This is a genomic window from Paracoccus endophyticus (genome assembly GCF_003286075.1).
Taxonomy (GTDB): Bacteria; Pseudomonadota; Alphaproteobacteria; order Rhodobacterales; family Rhodobacteraceae; genus Paracoccus; species Paracoccus endophyticus.
In genome coordinates this window covers 518,920-535,689 of the sequence record NZ_QLUV01000001.1, presented here as the reverse complement: position 1 = coordinate 535,689, position 16,770 = coordinate 518,920, and the positions used below count along the sequence as shown (strand labels likewise).

Annotated in this window: 16 protein-coding genes and 1 tRNA gene; 6 read left to right on the top strand and 11 right to left on the bottom strand. The window is 71.1% G+C overall.

Annotation, left to right across the window (positions count from 1 at the left end):
* The first annotated feature begins 26 nt into the window (after window positions 1-26).
* The 4 genes from DPQ23_RS02570 (at window position 27) to DPQ23_RS02555 (ending at window position 3,171) form a co-directional block, all read left to right on the top strand.
* Window positions 27-764: an ABC transporter ATP-binding protein gene (locus tag DPQ23_RS02570; RefSeq protein ID WP_112873076.1), complete on the top strand. Its 738-nt coding sequence runs from the start codon at window positions 27-29 to the stop codon at window positions 762-764.
* Complete coding sequence (locus DPQ23_RS02565; protein ID WP_112873075.1) at window positions 761-1,591, top strand: ABC transporter permease; 831 nt, start codon at window positions 761-763, stop codon at window positions 1,589-1,591. The genes DPQ23_RS02570 and DPQ23_RS02565 overlap by 4 nt, the downstream gene beginning before the upstream one ends.
* On the top strand, window positions 1,591-2,181 hold the full coding sequence (locus DPQ23_RS02560; protein WP_112873074.1) for a hypothetical protein: 591 nt from the start codon (window positions 1,591-1,593) through the stop codon (window positions 2,179-2,181). Before DPQ23_RS02565 ends, DPQ23_RS02560 begins: the two co-directional genes overlap by 1 nt.
* Window positions 2,182-2,274: 93 nt before the next feature.
* Window positions 2,275-3,171: a hypothetical protein gene (locus DPQ23_RS02555; RefSeq protein ID WP_112873073.1), complete on the top strand. Its 897-nt coding sequence runs from the start codon at window positions 2,275-2,277 to the stop codon at window positions 3,169-3,171.
* Window positions 3,172-3,194: 23 nt separating this feature from the next.
* On the opposite strand, the gene DPQ23_RS02550 is transcribed toward DPQ23_RS02555, so the two are convergent.
* The 9 genes from DPQ23_RS02550 to DPQ23_RS02510 form a co-directional block, all read right to left on the bottom strand.
* Window positions 3,195-3,290 (bottom strand) — tRNA-Sec (locus DPQ23_RS02550).
* A 2-nt stretch (window positions 3,291-3,292) separates the two neighbouring features.
* On the bottom strand, window positions 3,293-5,206 hold the full coding sequence (gene selB / locus DPQ23_RS02545) for a selenocysteine-specific translation elongation factor (protein WP_112873072.1): 1,914 nt from the start codon (window positions 5,204-5,206) through the stop codon (window positions 3,293-3,295).
* A complete protein-coding gene (gene selA / locus DPQ23_RS02540) occupies window positions 5,203-6,570 on the bottom strand; it encodes an L-seryl-tRNA(Sec) selenium transferase (protein ID WP_112873071.1) in 1,368 nt (455 codons plus the stop codon). The genes selB and selA overlap by 4 nt, the downstream gene beginning before the upstream one ends.
* Complete coding sequence (fdhE, locus tag DPQ23_RS02535) at window positions 6,570-7,487, bottom strand: formate dehydrogenase accessory protein FdhE (RefSeq protein ID WP_112873070.1); 918 nt, start codon at window positions 7,485-7,487, stop codon at window positions 6,570-6,572. Before fdhE ends, selA begins: the two co-directional genes overlap by 1 nt.
* 25 nt (window positions 7,488-7,512) lie before the next feature.
* Entirely contained in the window at window positions 7,513-8,199 is a 687-nt protein-coding gene (locus DPQ23_RS02530) for a formate dehydrogenase subunit gamma (RefSeq protein WP_112873069.1), read from the bottom strand.
* Window positions 8,200-9,204 carry a formate dehydrogenase subunit beta gene (gene fdxH, locus DPQ23_RS02525; protein ID WP_205961401.1) on the bottom strand — a complete coding sequence of 335 codons (1,005 nt, stop codon included), beginning with the start codon at window positions 9,202-9,204 and terminating at the stop codon, window positions 8,200-8,202. It lies immediately after the preceding gene.
* Window positions 9,201-11,672, bottom strand: a complete 2,472-nt coding sequence (gene fdnG / locus DPQ23_RS02520; RefSeq protein ID WP_205961400.1) for a formate dehydrogenase-N subunit alpha — start codon at window positions 11,670-11,672, stop codon at window positions 9,201-9,203. The genes fdxH and fdnG overlap by 4 nt, the downstream gene beginning before the upstream one ends.
* A gap of 12 nt (window positions 11,673-11,684) precedes the next feature.
* Window positions 11,685-12,278: a twin-arginine translocation signal domain-containing protein gene (locus tag DPQ23_RS16230; protein WP_112873067.1), complete on the bottom strand. Its 594-nt coding sequence runs from the start codon at window positions 12,276-12,278 to the stop codon at window positions 11,685-11,687.
* Window positions 12,279-12,383: 105 nt separating this feature from the next.
* Window positions 12,384-13,403, bottom strand: coding sequence for a GlxA family transcriptional regulator (locus DPQ23_RS02510; protein ID WP_112873066.1), 1,020 nt, complete (start codon window positions 13,401-13,403; stop codon window positions 12,384-12,386).
* A gap of 88 nt (window positions 13,404-13,491) precedes the next feature.
* On the opposite strand from DPQ23_RS02510, the gene selD reads away from it, so the two are divergent.
* Window positions 13,492-14,535 (top strand): selenide, water dikinase SelD, encoded by a 1,044-nt coding sequence (gene selD / locus DPQ23_RS02505; protein WP_112873065.1) that lies wholly within the window; start codon window positions 13,492-13,494, stop codon window positions 14,533-14,535.
* A 4-nt stretch (window positions 14,536-14,539) separates the two neighbouring features.
* On the opposite strand, the gene DPQ23_RS02500 is transcribed toward selD, so the two are convergent.
* Together DPQ23_RS02500 and efp are read right to left on the bottom strand one after the other, a co-directional pair.
* Window positions 14,540-14,983, bottom strand: a complete 444-nt coding sequence (locus DPQ23_RS02500; RefSeq protein WP_112873064.1) for a hypothetical protein — start codon at window positions 14,981-14,983, stop codon at window positions 14,540-14,542.
* 76 nt (window positions 14,984-15,059) lie between these two features.
* Entirely contained in the window at window positions 15,060-15,626 is a 567-nt protein-coding gene (gene efp, locus DPQ23_RS02495) for an elongation factor P (protein ID WP_112873063.1), read from the bottom strand.
* A gap of 86 nt (window positions 15,627-15,712) precedes the next feature.
* Here efp and epmA point away from each other — a divergent pair, with 86 nt between their 5' ends.
* The gene (epmA, locus tag DPQ23_RS02490) at window positions 15,713-16,762 is read left to right on the top strand and encodes an EF-P lysine aminoacylase EpmA (RefSeq protein WP_112873062.1); all 1,050 of its coding nucleotides are present in this window, start codon (window positions 15,713-15,715) and stop codon (window positions 16,760-16,762) included.
* Window positions 16,763-16,770: the final 8 nt, after the last annotated feature.

Below are 16,770 nucleotides of genomic sequence, written 5' to 3'. Positions count from 1 at the left end.
GCGGCATGGCCCGCTGGCCCCGCGCCATGACCAGTCCCGACCCCGCCCCCGCGCTGGAGATCAGCCACGTCAGCCACGCCTTCGGCGCGGTCAAGGCGCTGGACGACGTGTCGCTGCGCGTGCCGCGCGGCGCCTTCACCGCGCTGCTGGGGGTGAACGGGGCGGGCAAGACCACGCTGTTCAGCCTGGTCACGCGGCTTTACAACAACACCTCGGGCACGATCCGGGTGGCGGGCCACGATCTGCGCCGCGCGCCCTCGCAGGCGCTGCGCCGGCTGGGCGTGGTGTTCCAGTCGCGCGCGCTGGACGCCGACCTGACCGTTCGGCAGAACCTGATGTATCACGCGGCCCTGCACGGCATCCCGCGCCGCCCGGCCGCCGTCCGCGTCGCCGAGGTGCTGGCGCTGGTCGATCTGGCCGACCGCGCGCCGGCGCGCGTGTCGGCGCTGTCGGGCGGGCAGATGCGCCGGGCCGAGATCGCGCGCGCCCTGATCCACGACCCCGAACTGTTGCTGCTGGACGAGGCGACAGTCGGGCTGGACGTGAAATCCCGCGCCGAGGTTCTGGCCCTGACCCGCCGCCTGATCGCGGACCATGGGGTCTCGGCGCTGTGGGCCACGCATATCCTGGACGAGATCACGCCCGCAGACGGGCTGGTGATCCTGCATCGCGGCCGGGTGCTGCATGACGGCACCGCCGCCACCGCCGCCCCCCACGGCGATCTGACCCGCGCCTTTCTGGACCTGACGGGGGTGGCGGCGTGACCGCGAACGCCGCCCCGGGTCGTCCCGGCCTGACCGGCTGGCTGACCGTGTTCGCGGGCATCGCCCGGCGCGAGACGCTGCGCTTTGTCAACCAGCGCGGGCGGTTCCTGGCGGCGCTGGTGCGCCCGCTGGTCTGGCTGTTCATCTTTGCCGCGGGGTTTCGCGCCGTCCTGGGCCTGTCGATCACCCCGCCCTATCAGACCTATGTCCTCTACGAGGTCTACGTGACCCCGGGCCTCTGCGCGATGATCCAGCTGTTCAACGGCATGCAGTCGTCGCTGAGCATGGTCCATGACCGCGAGACGGGGGCGATGCGGACCCTGCTGGTCAGCCCTTGGCCGCGCTGGTTCCTGCTGGGGTCCAAGCTGGTGGCGGGCGTGCTGGTGTCGATCATCCAAGTCTACACCTTCCTGGCCATCGCCTGGTTCTGGGACGTGCGGCCGCCGGCCTGGGGCTATGTCGCGGTGCTGCCGGCGCTGGTGCTGTCGGGGCTGATGCTGGGCGCGATGGGGCTGTTCCTGTCGTCGGCGATCAAGCAGCTGGAAAACTTTGCGGGGGTGATGAACTTCGTCATCTTCCCGATGTTCTTCGCGTCCTCGGCGCTGTACCCGCTGTGGCGGATGAGGGAATCCTCGACCCTGCTTCACGACATCTGCGCGGTGAATCCGTTCACGCATGCGGTCGAACTGATCCGGTTCGGGCTGTATCTTCAAGTCAACTGGCTGTCGCTGGGGGTGGTGCTGGGCTGCCTTGCGCTGTTCTTCGGTGGCGCCGTGTTCATGTACGACCCGGGCCGGGGCCTGGGCGTGCGGCGAAAGGGGGGATGATGCGCCGGTTTTTCCTGATGGCCCTGCTGGCCGGGCCGACGGCGGCCTGGGCCGCGCAGGGCACGCCCGACTGGCCCTGCGTCCAGCCCCGCCAGGACCACCTGTCGCTGGGGCAGGTCTGGACCGGGCCGCCGCCGCCACCGGACACGGCAGCGGCCGCCGATCCGGCCATCGCCGCCCTGGCGGACAGGGTCGTTCAGCGGCGCATGCCCCTGCCCGAAGCCGAGGCCGCCATCGCCGCCTTTGCGTCCGGGGCCGACAACGCGCAACTGGCCGCGCTGATGCAGGCGGTGTTCGACCGCATCGACGGCCAGCGCACCAACCTGATCGCCGGCATCTCGCGCTATGGCAACAAGCAGGCGCGGCTGGCGGCGCAGGTCCAGGCCCGGCGCGACCGCATGGCGCAGCTGCAATCCGCCGCCACCCCCGATTTCGACGCCATGGACGCCGAGGAAAAGGCGCTGGACTGGGACACGCGCATCTTCACGGACCGCCAGCAAAGCCTGACCTATGTGTGCGAGACGCCCGTGATCCTGGAACAGCGCCTGTTCGCGCTGGGCCGCGCGATCGCGTCGCATCTGAACCCGTAAGGCCCGGCCCGCGTTCTGGGGGTGACGCATGGCCGGGGCGGCGCTAACCTTGCCCCAGGTCGCGCCTGACCGGGATCGCACGAGGACCCAACCATGTCGCACACATTGCTTGCCCCCGTCATCGCCGCCCTGCTGGCCGTCCCGGCGTTCGCCGGCGGGGCGCAGGCCCAGACCGCGCAGACACTGGCGCCGGCCGCGCCGGCCCCGGCTGCGGGCGCGACCGGGCCGGGTGCCGCGACCGTGGCGCCCGGTGCAGCGGGCGTCATGCAGGACGCCGCCGCTGGTGGCACGACCGCGACGCCTGCCGCCGATGCGGCCCCTGCGGGGACCCAAGGCGGCGCCGATCCCCTGAGCGGGCCGACCGTGGCGACCGCGCCGCCGCCGCCGTCGGACACCACCACGGACCCTGCGGCCGGCCCCTCTGACAGCACGCAGCCCCCGCCCGCGGCGACAGAGCCGGCGCAGACCCGGACCCCTGCCACCACCACCGAGGCGCTGGCGCAGACCGGCGTGGATCAGACCGCCGGAACCGACGCCGCTGCGGGCGCGTCGCCGCCCACGCAGGCGGCCACGCCCGCACCCGCACAGGGTGCTGCGGCCGCGACGGCGGCGGTTGCCCCGCCAGCGGCTGCCGCCGGGGCGGCGCAGGGTGGATCGGCCGCCCCGGATGTCCCGATGGTCGCCCAAAGCACCGACACCCAGCCCGTGCCCGCCGGCACCGCGGCCGCGGCGGCGCAGAACCCGCCTTCGGACCAGGCGACCGCCGGCGCGATCGGGGATGCGGCGCAGCCCGGCTCGGACGGGGTGGCCACGCCCGCGACCGCGCCCGTTCCCGAACGCCCCGACGGCACCGCGCCGCCGGCCTCCGGCTCGACCGGGTGGACGGGGGGCACGGGCGGCTCGATGATCGGGACCAACCCGGCGGGCGCGCTGCCCCAATCCAAGACCTGGCAGCCGCCCACCGCGCGCGGGCTGGACCTGCAAGGCTGACCCTGCGGCGGGCAGACCCCCCGTGGCGGAGGAGAATGGGAGTCGAACCCACCCGGGACAGGCGCGCTGCCCCAACCGGATTTGAAGTCCGGCCGCCCCACCGGGGACGATTCTCCTCCGTTCAGGCGAACAGGTCGGCCCGATGGGGATTGATGCGGCGTAAATCGCCCCGGCGCAAGGTGACGCCCTGCCGGTCGAAAAAGTCCAGGATCTCGATGGCGACCTTGCGGCCGTTCTGCACCCGGTCGCGGAACGCCGCCGCCGTGACCCACCCATCCGCGGCGGCAGCCTGCACATCGGCGATGATGCGGACCATCTCGGCCGTGGTGGCGCGCAGAAAGAAATGATCGGGCCGGATCTGGTCGACGCGTCCTTGCCGGGCGGCGATCCGCAACACGCGGCGCACGTCGGCCTCGGGGATGGCCCAGTCGGTCGCCATGTCGCGCACGCGCGGCGGACGAAACCGCGCCGCGCCCCCCAGTTCCGGCAGGATGCGGGCCAGCAGCGCCTCATCCTCGGGGGTCATTCGGGCGGTGTGGCCGGGCAGGCGCAGGAACGCGCCCTCGGCCACCAGCGCGCCCGCGTCGATGCGCCCGACCAGCCAGGCGGCAAAGCCGTCGCGGGGCAGCCGCGGGGTCACGGCCAGGCGCAGGCGTTCGCGGCCCATGCCCTGCATCTCGGGGTTGGCGGCGTGGAACTCGGCCAGCGTCGTCTCGACGGCGGCCGCCAGACCCGCCGCGGTGGCGTGCGACAGCGCCAGCCGGGTGGCGCCTGTGTCGATCACCGTGACGTCGCGCGCAAGCGCCGCTGCCTGATCGGGCGACAGCGCCCGGTCGCGGGCGAACGCGGTCAGGTCCACGACCAGCGGCGGCACCGCCAGCATCGCGGCCAGCGCCTGCGCCGGGTTGGCCAGTGCAGCACCTGCCAGCAGCGCCAGCCGGTCCGGCGTGCGCCGCCGCCGCGCCGGCGCGCGCAGGTCCAGGCACACCCCGCCCCCGATCGTGCGCCGCGCCGACACGTCGCGCAGGATGAAGCGGTCGCCCACCGCGGCCGCCACGGGCGCGTCCAGCACCAGTTGCACGGGGCCGCTGTCGCCCGGGGCAAGCGGCGCGACCAGCGGCACGACCCGCGCGCCCACCTCGGCCGCGCCGATGTGCAGCCGGGCCGGAAACCACACGCCGACAGGCCGCGGTTCCGATCCCAGCACGCGCAGCGTGGCGTCCAGCCGGTCGGTCGGCGCGTGCAGCCTTGGCGCCAGCACCATGTCGCCGCGGCGGATGGCGTCCCGCGACACCCCGTCGCCTGCCAGGTTCAGCGCGCAACGCTGGCCCGCCATCCCCTGCGGCGCGGGCCGGTTCTGGGCATGGACCCCGCGCACCCGCGCCGCGATCCCGGGCGGAGAGATCACGACCGTCTCGCCCACGGCGACGCGGCCCGACAGCACGGTCCCGGTGACGACCGTGCCCGTCCCCTTCAGCGTGAAGCTGCGGTCCACCGCCAGCCGGAACGCCGCGTCCGCGGCGCGGCGGGTCGTCTGCGCCTCGGCCGCGGCCAGCGCGTCGCGCAGCGCGTCGATGCCCTCGCCGGTCAGCGACGAGACGGGGATCAGCGGCGCACCGGCCAGCCCGGTGCCCGCCAGCGCGTCGGCAATCTGGGCCGCAACCTGCGCGCGCCGCGCCGGATCGGCCAGATCGGCCTTGGTCAGCGCGACGATGCCGCGGTGGACGCCCAGCAGGTCGAGGATCGCCAGATGCTCGCGCGTCTGCGGCATGACCCCGTCGTCGGCCGCGACGACCAGCAGCGCAAGGTCGATCCCGCCCGCGCCGGCCAGCATGGTGTGGACGAACCGCTCGTGCCCCGGCACGTCGACAAAGCCCGTGACCGCGCCGCCGCCCAGATCGGCATAGGCAAAGCCCAGCTCGATGGTGATGCCGCGGGCCTTTTCCTCGGCCAGCCGGTCGGCATCCACCCCCGTCAGGGCACGGACCAGCGCGGTCTTGCCATGGTCGATGTGCCCGGCGGTTCCGACGATCATAGCCGCGTCAACGCGCCCAGCAGGTCGCCGTCCTCCGCAAGGCAGCGCAGGTCCAGCACCAGCGCGCCGTCGCGGATGCGCCCGATCACCGGCAGCGGCAGGGCGCGCAGCAGGGCCGCCAGCCGGTCGGGCGCGTCGCCGCCGTCGCCGGTCAGGGCCAGGCCCGCCGAGGGCAGGGTTTCCACCGGCAGCGCCCCGGACCCGATCTGGCTGGCGCAGTCGATCACGGCCACCCGGTAAACGGGCAGCATCGCCGCGACCGGCGCCACCAGCCGCGCCGCCTGCGCCGCGATCTCGTCGCGCGGGCGGGTCAGCAGGCGCAGCGTCGGCAGGCGCTCGGCCAGCCGGTCGGGGTCGCGGTAAAGCCGCAGCGTCGCCTCCAGCGCCGCCAGCCGGATCTTGTCCAGCCGCAGCGCGCGTTTCAGCGGGTTGCGGTCGATCCGGGCGATCAGGTCGGCGCAGCCGACCACGAACCCCGCCTGCGGCCCGCCCAGCAGCTTGTCGCCGGAAAACGTCACAAGGTCCGCGCCCTCGGCCACCGCCCGCGCGACCGTGGGCTCCCCCGGCAGGCCCCAGCGCGTCATGTCGACCAGCGTGCCCGACCCCAGGTCGTGCAGCATCGGCACGCCTGCGTCGCGCGCCAGCGCCGCCAGCGCGTCCCCCGGCACCGCGGCGGTGAACCCCTCGATGCGATAGTTCGAGGGATGCACCTTCATCACCAGCGCGGTGGCAGGGCCGATGGCCGCACGATAGTCGCGGGCATGGGTGCGGTTGGTGGTGCCCACCTCGACCAGCCGCGCGCCGGCGCGCGCCATGATGTCGGGGATGCGGAACGCGCCCCCGATCTCGACCAGCTCGCCGCGCGAGACGATGCCCTCGCGCCCCTCGGCCAGGGTGTTCAGCGCCAGCAGCACGGCGGCGGCGTTGTTGTTGACGACGGTGGCAGCCTCGGCCCCGGTCAGGTCGCAGATCAGCCGCGCCACGGCGGCGTCGCGTTCGCCGCGCCGGCCGGTGGCCAGATCGTATTCCAGGGCGACGGGCGCGCGCATCGCCTGGGTCGCGGCGGCGATGGCGGCCTCGGCCAGCAGGGCGCGGCCTAGGTTGGTGTGCAGGACGGTGCCGGTCAGGTTCAGCACCGGGCGCTGTGCGGGCAGGGTGGCCGCATCCAGCCGCGTCCCCGCGTCGGCGCAAAGCGCGTCCGCGTCCGGGACCGAGGCCCCGGCGCGCACCGCGTCACGCGCGCGCTCGAGTGCGGCGCGCAGCGCGTCGGTCGCGGCCTGGCGTCCGTGGCGGTCGGCCAGCGCGCGGCCTGCGGGACCGGACAGCAGCCGGTCCACGCCGGGCAGGGCGCGCAGCCCGTCCATCAATAGCCGGTCAGGAAGGGGTCGAACCCGCCGCGCCGCCAGCGCCCCCCGCGCATCAGCGCGTCCAGCCCCAGGCTGGCCACATCGTCGGCGATCGGGTCCAGCGAGGGGTTCTTGTGCTGGTCCATCTGCTTGACCCAGGTGTCGCAGGCGTCGCAGGTCTCGGCCTTGATCTGCGCGCCCTCGGTGCCGTCATCGACGGACTGGAACGCGATGCCCTTGGTCGAGCCGCAGGACAGGCACTTGACGCGCACCTCGTTCCACAGCGTCTGGCACCCCGCGCAGGCGGCATAGCGCGCGCCCTCGGCCCCCATCACCCCCGTCACGACCGAGGCCGCGGGCTTGCCGCCGCAGGCCGGGCAGACGCCGGTGCGGATTGCCACCAGATCGCCCGAGTCCAGCGTCGCGGCCAGCCGCGCCAGATGCAGCTGCACGGCGGCGGCCACGAACAGATGCGGTGCGACGCTGTCGGCCGGAATGGCGTCGTCCAGGACATTGGCCACCAGCCAGCGCCGATCCTCGGGCGCGGCATCGGCCAGCGCGTCCAGCGCCAGCCGGGCGGGCGCCGGCATCGCGATGGCGCGGGCGGCGGCGATCAGCGCGTCCAGCGTCGCGGCCAGCCCCGGATCGTCCAGCACGGCGTGCCGGTCGATGGGCGGCATCCGCGACGCGCGGGCCAGCGCCACGCGGTCGGGGGAAAGCGGCGCCACCGGGGGCAGGCTGCCGGCCAGGTCGGCCTGGGCGCGGGTCAGGTCGGCCATGAACCGCAGATAGGGCGCCAGCCGCGAACCCTCGGCCAGGTGGGCAAAGCGGTCCGCGCGGGCCGCGAACAGCCGCGCCGGGCGGGGCAGAATGGCCAACGGCGGCGTCGAAACGCCGCCGATCATGTCAGGCCTCGCCGGAATGTCCTGCGTCATGGTGATCCTTCGCCGGTGCGAGGGATCACTCTGCCGGATCGACCTTCTGGCGTCCAGCCAGTTCCCGCAGCCACTTTCGGTGGTGCCGCCAGGCCCAGCCGCCCGACACGTTGCCGGTCGTCATCGCCGACAGCGTGCCGCGCGTCCAGATGGCCGCGAAGACATGGATGATGAACACCAGCAGGATCAGCACCGCCGAGATGGAATGCACCAGGATCGCGACCCGCCGGGTCGGGATCGTGACAAGGCCGCCGAAATACTGTTCCCAGACCATGATGCCGGTCACGATCAGCACCAGGATCAGCCAGAACATCCCCCAGAAGATGAACTTCTGGCCGAGGTTGTACTTGCCCAGTTCGGGCAGGCGGTCCTCGTGGCCGCTGACGACGTCGCGGAAACGGCGTGCCCAGACCAGATCCTCGCGCCGCATGATGTTGTACTTGACCAGTTGCAGGAACAGCAAAACGAAGCTGGCAACCAGCACGATGCCGATGAACGGATGGATCCAGCGTGTCGTCTGGCCCCCGCCGAACAGCCCTGTCAGCCAGTACAGCGACGGGTGGAACAGGGCGAACCCCGACAGCGCCAGCAGGATCAGGCTGGCCGCCGTGATCCAGTGGTTCAGCCGGGTCCAGCCGCGATAGCGGTTCACCGCGACCGGAGCCGTCGAGACGATCCGGTCGCCGGGTTCGGAATAGACGCGCCGTGCCATTCAGACCTGCTCCCGCCCGGGGATCGGATCGACGGGCAGCCCGGCGGCAGCCCGGTCCACCATCTCCTGCGCCTGGTGCTCGTCCTCGTCGGCGACCGCGCTGCGGCTGAACAGCCCCATGACGACGCTGCCGACCGCCGCAAGCCCGATGGCCGCAAGGCCCACGGTCTTGGTCGGGCCCTTCCAGCCCTCGACCACCGGCGAGATCTGCGGGTCTTCGGGCAGGTCGTTGTAGATGCCGGGCTTGTCGGCGTGGTGCAGCACGTACATCACATGCGTGCCGCCGACGCCCGGCGGATCGTACAGGCCCGCATTCTCGTAACCTCGCGACTTCAGGTCCTCGATCCGCGCGGCGGCGTGGATCTTCATGTCCTCCTTGGTGCCGAAGACGATCGCGTGGGTGGGGCAGGCCTTGGCGCAGGCCGGCCCCTGTCCCACCGCGACGCGGTCGGAACACAGGGTGCACTTGTAGGCGACATGCGTCTTCTGGCTGATGCGCGGGATGTCGAACGGGCAGCCCGACACGCAATAGCCGCAGCCGATGCAGTTCTCGTGAATGAAGTCCACGATGCCGTTGGTGTACTGCACGATCGCGCCCGGGGCCGGGCAGGCCTTGAGGCAGCCCGGTTCCTCGCAGTGCATGCAGCCGTCCTTGCGGATCAGCCATTCGAAGTTGCCGTTGTCCGGGTTGTCGTATTCGGCAAACCGCATCAGCGTGAACATCTCGGGCGTCAGGTCGTGGGGGTTCTCGTAGACCCCCACGTTCGTCTCGATCTCGGGATGGGTGTCGTTCCATTCGATGCAGGCGGACTGGCAGGCCTTGCAGCCGATGCACTTGCTGACGTCGATCAGCTTGGCGACCTCGGTCAGGGGCGTCGGCTGCTCGGCCACGGGGCCGCCGGCCGACGACCGCCGGACCGCCGGCTGGCCCAGGTTGGACTGGCCCGGCTGCACCGGCGGGTTCGAGAGGGCCGTGCGCGGGCTGTCCTGGATGTTCGTCGTCACGACACGGCCTCCCCGACAGCGGGTTCGATGTTGACGAGGAAGGCCTTGAACTCGGGCGTTTCCACGTTCGCATCCCCAAGGACGGGCGTGAGGCTGTTGGGCCCCCACCCCTTGCGCGCCGCACCGACAAAGCCCCAGTGCAGCGGGATTCCGACGACATGGACGGTCTTGCCGTCGCAGATCATCGGCTTGATGCGCTTGGTGACAAGCGCCACGGCCCAGACCTCGCCACGCTTGGACCAGACGCGCACGCGCCCGCCCCGCTCGATGCCACGTTCGGCCGCCAGCTCCTCGCTGATCTCCACGAAGAACTCGGGCTGCAGCGCGGCGTTCACCACGTTGTGCTTGGTCCAGTAGTGGAAATGCTCGGTCAGGCGATAGCTGGTGGCCACGAACGGGAACTCGTCCGAGGTGCCCAGATCCGCCGCGTCCTTTGCGAACACGCGGACCACGGGGTTGCCGCGCATCCGCTTGTTGAAGACGTTCTCCACGGGGGACTCGAACGGCTCCATGTGGGTCGGGAAGGGTCCGTCCCGCATCAGGCCCCGGCTGAACAGGCGCGACACCCCCTCCTGGTTCATGATGAAGGGCATCACCTCGCCGGGCTTGGCCGTGGGCGAGATGTCGGGCACGTCATAGCCCGACCATTTCTCGCCGTCCCACTCGATGATCTTGCGGGTCGGGTCCCAGGGCTTGCCGTTCAGGTCGCACGAGGCGCGGTTGTACAGCGTGCGCCGGTTCAGCGGCCAGCTCCAGGTCCAGTTCGGATAGGCGCCGGTGTCGTCGGGATCGGCGTTGTCGCGCCGGGCCATGTTGTTGCCCGCCTCGTTGAAGCTGCCGGAGTAGATCCAGCAGCCCGAGGCGGTGGACCCGTCATCGCGCAACTGGCTGAAGTTCAGCAGCTGCTTGCCCGGCTCGGCCACAACCTTGGTCGGATCGGTAGGGTCGTAGACCGCCGACAGCGCGCGCCCGTTCATCTCGCGCGCCAGTTCCTCGGGGTGGGGCTCGTTCGGGTCCGCGTAATCCCAGGTCAGGTTCAGGATCGGGTCGGGGAAGGCGCCGCCTTCCGTGCGGTACAGCTCGCGCACCCGCAGGAAGATCTGCGCCATGATCCAGACGTCGTTCCTGGCCTCGCCCGGCATGTCCGAGGCCTTCCAGTGCCACTGCAGCCAGCGGCCCGAGTTGACCAGCGCGCCCTCGTCCTCGGCAAAGCAGGACGACGGCAGCTGGATCACCTCGGTCTGGATGGCCGCGGTGTCCACGTCGTTGTGGGCGCCGTGGTTTTCCCAGAACCGGGCGGTCTCGGTTTCCAGCGGGTCCATCGTGACCAGCAGCTTCAGCTTGCTGAAGGCGCGCGTCACCTTGTCCCGGTTGGGCGTCGCCAGCAGCGGGTTGAAACCCTGGCAGAAGTACAGGTTCACCCGCCCTTCGTCCATCAGCTCGTACATCCGCAGGATGTCATAGGACGGCACGTCCAGCTTGGGCAGATAGTGATAGGCCCAGTCGTTGTCCTTTTGCGCCGCGTCCCCCCACATGGATTTCATGAAGGAGACCATGAACTTGGGATAGTTCTGCCAATAGCTGGTCTGGCCCGGGCGCAGCGGCTTGAAGGCCCGCGACGTCATGTAGGTGGCCCAGTCCGCCTCGCGCTCGGTCGGGATGTTCAGGTATCCCGGGATCAGGTTCGACATCAGGCCGATGTCGGTCAGCCCCTGGATGTTGGAATGTCCGCGCAGCGCGTTCATGCCGCCCCCGCGCACGCCGATGTTGCCCAGGATCAGCTGCAGCATCGCCATGCCGCGGATGTTCTGGGCGCCCTTGGAATGCTGCGTCCAGCCCAGCGCGTACATCGAGGTCATCGTCTTGGTGGGAGACGAGCATTCCCCGATCATTTCCGCGATCTTCAGGAACCGGTCCTTTGGCGTGCCGGTGATGCGCTCGACCATCTCGGGCGTGTACACATCGACATGCGCCTTCAGCAGGTTCCACACGCAACGCGGGTTCTGCAGCGTGGGATCGGTGACGGCGAAGCCGTCGTCGCCGATGACATAGTCCCAGCTCGACTTGTCGTAGTCGCGCTTTTCCTCGTCATAGCCGGTGAACAGCCCGTCCGCCCAGCCGAACTCGTCCTTGACGATCAGGGACGCGTTGGTGAACGCCTTGACGTATTCCCACTGAACCTTGTCGTTCTCGATCATGTAGCGGATCAGGCCCATGAGGAACGCGATGTCGGACCCCGGCCGGATCGGGGCATAGTAGTCGGCCACCGACGCGGTGCGCGTGAACCGTGGGTCCACGACGATCAGCTTGGCGCCGCGCTGGTGCTTGGCCTCGGTCACCCACTTGAAGCCGCAGGGATGCGCCTCGGCGGCATTGCCGCCCATGACGATGACCAGGTCGGTGTTCTTGATGTCGGTCCAGGAGTTCGTCATCGCTCCACGGCCAAAGGTCGGGCCCAAACTGGACACCGTGGGGCCGTGTCAGACGCGCGCCTGGTTGTCGAAACCGACCACACCCATGGACCGCACGACCTTGTAGGTCGCCCAGGCCGTTTCGTTCGTCGTGGCCGACGCCGCCAGGAACCCCATCGTGGTCCAGCGGTTCACCGGCACGCCCGCCTCGTTCGTCGCCAGGAAGTTGGCGTCGCGGTCGTCCTTGATCGCGCGGGCGATGCGGTCCAGCGCGTCGTCCCAGGCGATCGGCTCGAACGCGGCCGCGCCCGGCTTGCGGATCATCGGCTGGGTCAGGCGCGTGGGCGCGTTGACGAAATCCTTCAGCGCCGCGCCCTTGGGGCACAGCGTTCCGCGGTTGGTCGGATGGTCGGCGTCGCCCTCGATGTGGACGACGCGGCGCTTGCCGGTGTCGTCGGGGCGCGCATAGATGATGATGCCGCACGCGACCGAGCAATAGGGACAGGTGTTGCGGGTTTCCGTGGTGGCCGTCAGCTTGAAGTCGCGCACATGCGCGAGTTCCGCCGCCTCCGCCTCGCCGAAGCCCAGGGCCCCCAGCGACGTTGCCGCAACACCCGCACCCGCCAGCCTCAGAAAGCTGCGGCGTGAGAGGTCGATGTTCATCCGATCCTCCGTATTCTGCCTGTCCACCAAGATAGGTACGGTCCAGTCTGCGGCCGCAGGGCCGCGCAAGTCAACCGATCCCCGCATACACAGCCGTGTGAAGGGTCAGGCGATGGCCGCGGGCTGGTCGGCATCGCGCGTCTCGCCCAGGCGCTGGCGCCAGCGTTCGGGGGTCTGGCCCTCGATGTCGCGGAACACCCGGATCAGGTGGCTGGCGTCGCAGAACCCCGTCTCGTCGGCGATCTGCGTCACGGTGCGGCTGGTCCGCTCCAGCAGCATCCGCGCCTGCGCCAGCCGGATGCGGACGCTCGCCTCGGCCGGGGACAGGCCCAGCGCGCCCGAGAAATGGCGTTCCAGCTTGCGCCGCCCGACCCCCAGCAGATCGGCCAGCGCGGCGACCGTGGGGGGGCTGTCCAGCCGCTGCTGCATCGCCAGCAGCGCGCGGCGCACCAGCGGATCGTCGGTGGACAGTTCCAGCGGCAGGCCGGGCTGAGGATGATCCTCGCGCTGCGGCCCGTCGATCATCATAATCGCCAGGCTCTTGCGGGCGGCGGCGCGGCCGATGTGGCGGTCCACGACGAACGCCGCCAGATGCGCCGCGCTGACGCCCCCCGAACAGGACAGCCGGTTGCCGTCCACGACGAAGATCTGGTCGCTGACCGGGCGCAGCCCGTCGAACTCGGACAGGAAGTCGTCGTGGTGAAACCAGCTGACGCAGCAGCGATGGCCCTCCATCAGCCCCTCGCGCGCCAGGATGAAGGCGCCGGTGCAGACGCCCGCCAGCGGCACGCCCGCGGCCGCGGCGCGATGCAGAAAGGCCGTCAGGTCGGGGTGCAGGGGCTGGACCGCGCCGATCAGCCCGCCGATCACCACGACATAGTCGTATTGCGCCGGGTCCTCGGGGCGGGCGTCGGGTTCCACCCGAGTGCCGCAGCTTGACGGGATCGGCGTGCGGTCGGGCGCGATCACCGCCCAGCGGCACAGGATCGGGCGCGAGCGGTCCCCCTCGTCCGCAGCCAGGCGCAGCACGTCGACGAAGTTCGCGTAGGCCGACAGCGTGAACCGCCGCGCCAGAACGAAGGCGATGTTCAGGCGCGGCCGGGGTTGGGGTGCGACAGGTGGCATGATTGCGACAGCAAAGCGCGCATCGGCCGCCCTTGACAAGCCCCGTGTCGGGGGGCCTGTAAGATGGCACCCTGCAAGGAGCCGCGCGATGACCGACACCCCGATCCGCCTGTCGCAGATGTCCCACGGCGGGGGCTGCGGCTGCAAGCTGGCGCCCGCGGTCCTGCGCGAACTGCTGGCCGACCAGCCGATGACGCAGGCGTTCCCGCAGCTGCTGGTCGGGACCGAAACCTCGGACGACGCCGCGGTCTGGCAGGTCAGCGACGAGCTCGCGGTGATCGCGACGACCGATTTCTTCATGCCGATGGTGGACGATCCGCGCGATTTCGGCCGCATCGCGGCGACGAACGCGATCTCTGACATCTATGCGATGGGCGGCCGTCCGATCATGGCTCTGGCGATCCTGGGGATGCCCATCGACAAGCTGCCCGCTGCCACCATCCGCGAGATCCTGCAGGGCGGCGCGTCCATCTGCGCCGAGGCGGGGATTCCCGTCGCGGGCGGCCATTCCATCGACTCGCCCGAGCCGATCTATGGGCTGGCCGTGATCGGGCTGGTGCATCCGTCCAAGCTGCGCCGCAACGCGGATGCGCGGCCGGGCGACGTGCTGGTCCTGACCAAGGGGCTGGGCGTCGGCATCTATTCCGCCGCAATCAAGAAGGGCGCGCTGGACGCGGCCGGGCTGGCCGAGATGGTCGCCACCACGACGCTGCTGAACCGCGTGGGCACGGACCTGGCCGAGGACCCCGACGTGCACGCGATCACCGACGTCACCGGCTTCGGCATCCTGGGCCACGGGCTTGAAATGGCGCGCGGGTCGGGCACGCGGCTGGTGCTGGACGCCGCCGCCCTGCCGCTGCTGTCGCAGGCCGCGGCGCTGGCGCAGGCCGGGTTCATGACGGGCGCGTCGGGGCGCAACTGGGCCGCCTGCGGCGATCACGTGACGCTGCCCGAGGACTGCCCCGACTGGCAGCGCGCGCTGCTGACCGATCCGCAGACCTCGGGCGGGCTGCTGGTCGCCGTCGCCCCGGACGCCGCCGACAGCACGGTCGCGCGCATCCGGGCCGCGGGCTATCCGCTGGCGGCGGTCGTGGGCCGCGTCGAGGAGGGCGAGGGCATCGAGGTCCGCTGAGCGGTCAGGGCATGACCCGGCAGCTTTCACCGTCCGCGGGCCGGTCCGTCCAGCGATAGTGGACCCTGTAGCCCAGCTTGCCCAACCCCTTGCCGGGACGGATCAGCGCCTCGAAGCTGGTGGTTCCGGGGCGTCCGTCAAGGGCGGGGGGCACGCGGTATTCGGTGATGTCGGAACAGCGCATCCTGCCGCCGCGGGGCGTTCTGGCCCAGGTTTCCTGCTGGCGTTCGCCGTCGTATTCCGCCGCCTCGATCAGGGTGATGATCCGCCCGCCCAGACGCAGCGGCCGGCACACGCGGTCCAGGTCGGCGGCGACCGTCGCGTGGTTCAGCGCCGTCATGCGCAACCGCCCCCACCCCTCCCACCCCGGAGGGGGCGACAGGATGATCGCGTCGAAATGCAGCGGCGGGCGTTCCGGGGTCCGCATCTGCCGGGCAGCGTTGAACATGGCGGCGGGTTCCGCTTGGGGCGGCAGGGACGGGCAGTCGGGGACGGGCGGTCGAGGACGGGCAGGCCGGGACGGTTCAGTCCCTCGCGCGCTCGACGTAGCTGTTGTCCTCGGTGTTGATGACGATCCGCGTGCCCACGCCGATGTGGGGCGGCACCATCACGCGCACCCCGTTGTCGCACATGGCAGGCTTGTAGGACGACGAGGCGGTCTGCCCCTTCATCACCGGCTCGGTCTCGGTGATCTCGACCGTGATCCTCTGGGGCAGCTCCATCGCGATGGGCACGCCGTTGAAGGTCTGCAGGAAGACGCGCATCCCCTCGGTCAGATAGACCTTCTGGTCGCCGATCATGTCGGCGGGCGCCACCACCTGCTCGTATGATTCGGGTTCCATGAAGTGGAATCCCTCGCCGTCCTCATAGAGGAAGTCATAGGCGCGCTCGTCCACATGGGCGCGCTCGACCTGTTCGGTGGTGCGCCAGCGTTCGGACACCTTCACCCCGTCGGAAATGCGGCGCATGTCCACCTGCGTCACGGGCGTGCCCTTGCCGGGGTGGAAGTTCTGGGCGGTCAGGACGACATAGAGCTTGCCGTCCAGTTCGACGACATTGCCCTTGCGCAGGGTCGAGGCGATGACTTTCACGGGCGACTTTCTTGCGATCTGGGGAGGCTTGGCATATCGGCGCGGTCTCTAGCGCATTCCGCGCGACATCGCCAGAGGCCCGCTCGATGCCCGCTGATGCCCCCTGGTGGGACCCCGCCCGCCATGCCGACCGCCGCCCCGTCCTGCTGGCGCGAAACCGCATCCAGCGCGCGATCCGGGGCTGGCTGGACGCGCAGGGCTTCACCGAGGTGGACCCCGCCGCCCTGGCCGCCAGTCCGGGCAACGAGGCGCATCTGCACGCCTTTGCGACCGAGGCCATCGGCCATGACGGCATCGCGCGGCGGATGTACCTGCACACCTCGCCCGAGTTCGCGATGAAGAAGCTGCTGGCGGCGGGCGAGACCCGGATCGCGGCCTTTGCGCGTGTCTGGCGCAACCGCGAGCGGGGGGTGCTGCACAGCCCCGAGTTCACCATGCTGGAATGGTATCGCGCGGGCGAGGATTACACGGTGCTGATGGACGACTGCGCCGCGCTGCTGCGGCTGGCGGCGGAGGGCGCGGGCGCGCGCGCACTGCGCTTTCGCGACCGGACCTGCGATCCCCTGGCCGCGCCCGAACGGGTCAGCGTCGCCGAGGCCTTTGCCCGCCACGCGAGCATCGACCTGCTGGCGACGGTCGCGCCGGACGGGACCACCGACCGCGACGGGCTGGCCGCGCAGATGACCGGCGCCGGCATTCGCCACGCCGCCGACGATACCTGGTCCGACCTGCTCAGCCGGGTGCTGGTCGAACGGGTCGAGCCGCATCTGGGCCACGGGCGCGCCACCCTCCTCGACCGTTATCCCGTGCCCGAGGCGGCGCTGGCCCGGCGCGCCGCCGACGACCCCCGCGTGGCCGAACGGTTCGAGCTTTACGCCTGCGGGGTGGAACTGGCCAACGGCTTTGGCGAGCTGACCGACGCCCCCGAACAGCGCCGCCGCTTTGCCGCCGAGATGGACGAAAAGCACCGCGTTTACGGCGAGCGCTATCCGCTGGACGAGGATTTCCTGGCCGCGCTTTCCCACATGCCGCCCGCGTCGGGGATCGCGCTGGGATTCGACCGGCTGGTGATGCTGGCGACCGGCGCGCCGCGGATCGACGACGTGATGTGGGCGCCGGTGCCGCCGGGTCCGTGATCCTAGCC

What these genes read in the sequence shown, in the direction of transcription:
- DPQ23_RS02570 (WP_112873076.1), top strand. Translation starts at nt 27, where the DNA reads ATGACCAGTCCCGACCCCGCCCCCGCGCTGGAGATCAGCCACGTCAGC.
- DPQ23_RS02560 (WP_112873074.1), top strand. Translation starts at nt 1,591, where the DNA reads ATGCGCCGGTTTTTCCTGATGGCCCTGCTGGCCGGGCCGACGGCGGCC.
- DPQ23_RS02555 (WP_112873073.1), top strand. Translation starts at nt 2,275, where the DNA reads ATGTCGCACACATTGCTTGCCCCCGTCATCGCCGCCCTGCTGGCCGTC.
- selB (WP_112873072.1), bottom strand. Translation starts at nt 5,206, where the DNA reads ATGATCGTCGGAACCGCCGGGCACATCGACCATGGCAAGACCGCGCTG.
- selA (WP_112873071.1), bottom strand. Translation starts at nt 6,570, where the DNA reads ATGGACGGGCTGCGCGCCCTGCCCGGCGTGGACCGGCTGCTGTCCGGT.
- fdhE (WP_112873070.1), bottom strand. Translation starts at nt 7,487, where the DNA reads ATGACGCAGGACATTCCGGCGAGGCCTGACATGATCGGCGGCGTTTCG.
- DPQ23_RS02530 (WP_112873069.1), bottom strand. Translation starts at nt 8,199, where the DNA reads ATGGCACGGCGCGTCTATTCCGAACCCGGCGACCGGATCGTCTCGACG.
- DPQ23_RS16230 (WP_112873067.1), bottom strand. Translation starts at nt 12,278, where the DNA reads ATGAACATCGACCTCTCACGCCGCAGCTTTCTGAGGCTGGCGGGTGCG.
- DPQ23_RS02510 (WP_112873066.1), bottom strand. Translation starts at nt 13,403, where the DNA reads ATGCCACCTGTCGCACCCCAACCCCGGCCGCGCCTGAACATCGCCTTC.
- selD (WP_112873065.1), top strand. Translation starts at nt 13,492, where the DNA reads ATGACCGACACCCCGATCCGCCTGTCGCAGATGTCCCACGGCGGGGGC.
- DPQ23_RS02500 (WP_112873064.1), bottom strand. Translation starts at nt 14,983, where the DNA reads ATGTTCAACGCTGCCCGGCAGATGCGGACCCCGGAACGCCCGCCGCTG.
- epmA (WP_112873062.1), top strand. Translation starts at nt 15,713, where the DNA reads ATGCCCGCTGATGCCCCCTGGTGGGACCCCGCCCGCCATGCCGACCGC.